Genomic DNA, 4830 nt, shown 5'->3' on the forward strand with positions numbered 1-4830 from the left:
ACCCGGTCGAACCCGAGGTGTAGATCACATAGGCCAGGTGATTGGCGGCCAGGCCAGGCACTTGTGGGTTGGCGACGGATTCGTCCTGCCAGCCGCCGTCATCGAGTTGCAGCACCGGCACCGAGACGCCAGCCAACAACGGGTGCGTAGCGGCTTGGGCCAACAGTGCAACCGGCGTACTGTCACGCAGCATGTAGCCGATGCGTTCCGCCGGATAGGCCGGGTCCACCGGCACATAACCAGCGCCGGACTTCAGAATGCCCAGCAGGCCAACGATCATGTCCAGACCGCGCTCGACACAGATCGCCACCCGGTCATCCGGACGAATACCCAGTGCCAGCAGGCGATGAGCGACCTGGTTTGCCCGGGCGTTGAGTTCGCCGTAAGTCAGTGCCTGCTCCTCGAACACCACCGCCACCGCGTCGGGTTGCGTCGCGACCTGGGCCTCGAACTGGCGATGGATCAGCGCGTCATGGGCATAGGTCGCCTCTGTTGTATTCCAGGCTTCGAGCAATGCTCGGCGCTCGGCCGCTGGCAGCATCTTCAACCCGCTCAATGGGGCCAAGGGTGACTGTTCCAGCGCCTGCACCAGGTTTTCCACGACACATTGCACGTAGCCGCACACACGCTCGGCGCCAATCGGCGCCTGAGCCATGACCGTCAGGTTGAAGCCCTCGCCCAAGTCATCCACCGACAACGTCAGCGGATAGTTGGTGCGCTCTTCACCTTCCAAAGTCTGGATACCGTCCCAGGCGGCGATGGCCTCGCTGGAAGCCGTCTGCGCACCGAGGTGGCGATAGTTGAGCAGCGCGCTGAACAGCGGCGCCGGCGCGGCTACGCCACTGCAGCGTTGCGCCAGGACCAGCGAGGCATGCTCGTGCCCCAGCAACGCGGTCAAGCGCGCATGGGTCGCCTTGACGGCAGCGCGCACACCGTGTGCGCCCAGGCTCACCCGCAGCGGCAAGGTATTGATGAACATCCCCAGCGCACGGTCGGCCCCTTCACCACCCTGCATGCGCCCCAGCAACACGGTGCCGAAGACCACGTCGTCCTGGCCCGAGACGTTGCCCAGCACCTGCGCCCACGCCAGGTGATACAAGCTTGCCGCGCTGACGCCGAGCTGGCGCGCCTGGATCCGCAGACGCTCACCCAGCCGGGCATCGACCGGTTGGCGGACTTCCTCGATACCGTGCCCGTCACCTTGCACGTCCTGCAGGCCGAAGGGCAGCGTCGGCTCGGTCACATCCCCCAGCATCTCGTGGAAGAAGGCCTCGTGCTCCTCGCGGCTAACCCCCAGCCGCGCCTGTGCCACGTAGTTTCGATACGGCACCGATGCCGCCAATTGCTGCCCCCGCCCGGCCATGTGCGCACCTATTTCTGCGGTGAGCATGCCCAGGGAGGTCGCGTCGTCGACCATGTGGTGGAACAGCAGCATGCCGACCCAGCGATTGTTCGCCACGTCTTGGGCATAACCGATCCGCATCATCGGCGCCAGGCGAATGTCCAGGCGGTGGTGACGCGGATCCAGGTGTTCGCGCAGTTGCTCGGCGATATCCCCCGCTGCCGCGTCCAAGGCGATTTCATCGAGGCCCAGTTGCGCCTCGCGCCAGACCACCTGGACCGGTTCCTCCAAGCCTTCCCAGACTACCCCGGTGCGCAGGATGTCATGCCGGGACACCACGCTTTGCAGAGCCTCGGCGAAAAAGTTCAAGTGGGCCCGGCTGTCGAAAGCGAAAAGCACGTATTGCAGATAGGGGTCGCCTTTGGCGGCCGCAAGGTGGTGATACAAGATCCCCTCCTGCAGCGGCGCCAGGGCATAGATGTCCTGCACATTGCCCACGCCACCCGGCACCGTCGCCACGACGCAGTCGATCTCGTCCTGGCTCAACGTGGCCAGGGGCAAAAGGTCTGGCGTGATCCGCGCACAATCGTCCGGGATACGGTTGGCCGGCACCTGGACTTCCTGGCTGCCGCCCACCGCACTGGCCAGCGCCGCCAGCGTCGGCTGGCCGAACAGCACGCGTACGTCGGCGGCGAGGTCGATCTGGCGCATGCGCTCGATCAATTTCACTGCCAGCAACGAATGACCGCCCATTTCAAAGAAATGATCGTGGCGGCCGACCCGTTCCACGTGCAGCAGGTCCTGCCAGATAGCGGCAATAGCGATCTCGACCTCGCCCTGAGGGGCTTCGTATTCACGGGTCACTACCGACGACTGGTCCGGCACCGGCAAGGCCTTGCGGTCCAGCTTGCCGTTGGTGGTCAACGGGAACACCGTCAACATCACGAATGCGCTGGGTACCATGTATTCGGCCAGCGAACCGAGCAGTTCATCGCGCAGTTCGGCCGCGGACGGCGGTTCGCCCTCCTCGGCAATCACATAGGCCACCAGGCGCTGATCGCCCGGCGTATCCTGGCGCGCCACCACCACGGCTTCTCGCACACCGTTGCACGCGGCCAGCTTGGCTTCAATCTCGCCCAATTCGATACGGAAACCGCGGATTTTTACCTGGTCGTCGTTGCGCCCCAGGTATTCGATACTGCCGTCCGCCAACCAGCGACCCAGGTCACCGGTCTTGTACATCCGCGCGTCCGGCTCGGGGTTGAACGGGTTGGCGAGGAAACGCTCGGCGGTCAACTCGTCACGGTTCAAGTAACCGCGACTGACACCTGCGCCGCCCACGTACATCTCCCCCACCACCCCTACCGGTACAGGCTCGCGCTGAGTATCGAGTACGTACAGTTGCAGGTCGGGAATGCGCTTGCCAATCGGGCTGACACCGGCCAACTGCGCGTCGGCCGCTTCAAGCGGACGATAGGTCACATGCACCGTCGTTTCGGTGATGCCGTACATGTTCACCAGTTGCGTCCGGGCATTGGCCTGGCGGGCATACCACGGCTTGAGAATGCCGGTTTCCAGGGCTTCGCCACCGAAGATCACCTTGCGCAGGCTGTGGTTCAGGTCGCTTTCACCCTGGGCCGCAATCAGTTGGCGGAAAGCGCTCGGTGTCTGGTTGAGAATGGTGACGCCAGCGTCGCACAACAACGCGTAGCAGTACTGCGGTGAACGGCTGACCAGCTGTGGCACCACCAGCAAGCGACTGCCGTGGGTCAAGGCGCCCCAGATTTCCCAGACCGAGAAGTCGAAGGCAAAGGAATGGAACAGCGCCCACACGTCCTGCGGGCCAAACTCGAACCACGGTTGGGTCGCCGAAAACAGCCGCGCGACGTTGCGGTGTTCGACCATCACGCCCTTGGGCAGGCCGGTGGAGCCGGAGGTGTAGATCACGTAGGCCAGGTGGCTGGCATTCAGGCCCGCCACGTCGGGATTGTGCCGCGGCTGCTGGCTCATTTCGCCGGCGTCGGTCGGGTCGAGCACCAAGGTGGGCACCGCCAATACCGGCAGGCTGTCGCGCCATTGCGACTGGGTCACCATCGCCACGGGACTGCTGTCATCCAGCATGTAGGCGATGCGCTCGGGTGGATAAGCCGGGTCCAGCGGTACATAGCCCGCACCGGCCTTGAGGATGCCCAGCAGGCCAACGATCATGTCCAGACCACGCTCGACACAAATTGCCACTCGGTCGTCCGGACGAACACCCTCGGCCACCAGGCTGTGGGCAAGTCGGTTGGCGCGGGCATTGAGCTCGCCGTAGGTCAATGCCTGGTCTTCATGCACGACGGCCACGGCGTCGGGTTGAGACGCGGCCCAGCCCTCGACTTGCCGATGGATCAGGGTATCGTCGGCATACGTGGCGTCGGTGGCGTTCCAGGTTTCCAGCAATTGCCGACGCTCGGCCGATGGCAGGATCGCCAAGGCGTGCAACGGGGTTTGCGGTGCCTGCTCCAAGGCCACGACCAGGTTTTCCAAAGCCACCTGCATGTAATCGCAAATACGCTGCGCACCGATGGCCGTATCGACCATCGCGGTAAGGAAGAAGCCGTCACCCAGGTCATCGACATTGAGGGTCAACGGATAGTTGGTCCGCTCATTACCACGCAGCGCGTTGATCCCGCTCCACGCCGACAAGGCGTCCTGAGTCACCTGGACCGCACTGTGACGGTAATTGAGCAAGGCGCTGAACAGCGGCGTCGGCGCGACCACGCCACTGCAGCGTTGCGCCAGTGCCAGCGACGCATGTTCGTGGCCCAGCAACGCAGTCAGTCGCCCGTGAGTGGCCTTGACGCCGCTGCGCACATCCTGGGCGCCCACGTCCACCCGCAACGGCAGGGTGTTGATGAACATGCCCAAGGCACGGTCGGCGCCGTCGCCGCCCTGCATCCGACCTAACAGGACCGTACCGAACACCACCTCCTGCTTGCCGGATACCTTGCCCAACACCTGGGCCCAGGCCAGGTGCACCAGGCTGGCGGCACTCACTCCCAGGTGACGTGCCTGTGTCCGCAGGCGCCTGGACAACGTCAGGTCCACCGACTGGCGAACTTCATCAATGCCGTGCCCCTCACCCTGCACGTCCTGCAAACCAAAGGGCAGTGTCGGCTCGTCGATATCGCCGAGCATGTCGCGGAAAAATGCTTCGTGTTCCTCTTCGCTCGCCCCCAGGCGGGCCTGGGCCACGTAGTTGCGATAAGGCATCGCTTCGCCCAACTGGCCGTCCTCGCCCAGCAGGTGCAGTTGCATCTCGTGCTGCATCACGTCCAGGGCGGTGTGGTCCAGGGCCAGGTGATGGAACAACAAAATCGCGACCCAGCGATCCTGGGCCTCATCCCGTGCGTAAGCCAGGTGCAACAGCGGCGCCCGGCCCAAATCCAGGCGACTGTGCCGCGCATCGAAACGGCTGGCCAGTTGCGTGACAACGTCGCCAGCCG

The 4830-nt window shown here is 64.3% G+C and carries 1 protein-coding gene; it reads right to left on the reverse strand.

The genetic code is table 11. The annotated features are described in order from the left end of the window. Positions 1-4830 (reverse strand): amino acid adenylation domain-containing protein (locus AC09SL_RS29295; protein ID WP_479571979.1); only part of this gene is annotated, 4830 nt, incomplete at both ends.

It is taken from the genome of Pseudomonas sp. PF05 (assembly GCF_056521845.1).